Annotated in this window: 1 protein-coding gene; it reads left to right on the top strand. The window is 62.9% G+C overall.

Annotated features, from left to right (window positions below):
• Positions 1–256: cupin domain-containing protein (locus SB756_RS32300; protein ID WP_410913530.1), on the top strand; the 256-nt coding region annotated here is incomplete at both ends.

The raw sequence follows: 256 nt of genomic DNA, 5'->3' as shown, positions 1-256 counted from the left end.
GCCATGCCCCCGCCTGGGCACATGGCGATGCCCCCGATCAGGTTCAGGTCCTGCAAGAAAAACTGCCCAGCAACGCCCCCGGTAAAAAGGCGGTGATGCTCACCGTCAGCTATGCCCCCGGCCAGGCGTCGCCCGCCCACCAGCACCCAGGGGCGGTCATGGCCTACGTAGTGGAAGGTGCGGTGGTATCAAAGCTCAATGATGAACAAGAAAAGACCTACAAGGCCGGCGAGTACTGGTACGAGGCGCCTGGGAC

The organism is Pseudomonas sp. SIMBA_068 (assembly GCF_046534705.1).
Taxonomy (GTDB): domain Bacteria; phylum Pseudomonadota; class Gammaproteobacteria; order Pseudomonadales; family Pseudomonadaceae; genus Aquipseudomonas; species Aquipseudomonas putida.
The sequence above is the reverse complement of the archived record's forward strand: the minus strand, read 5'-3'. Positions and strand labels throughout refer to the sequence as shown.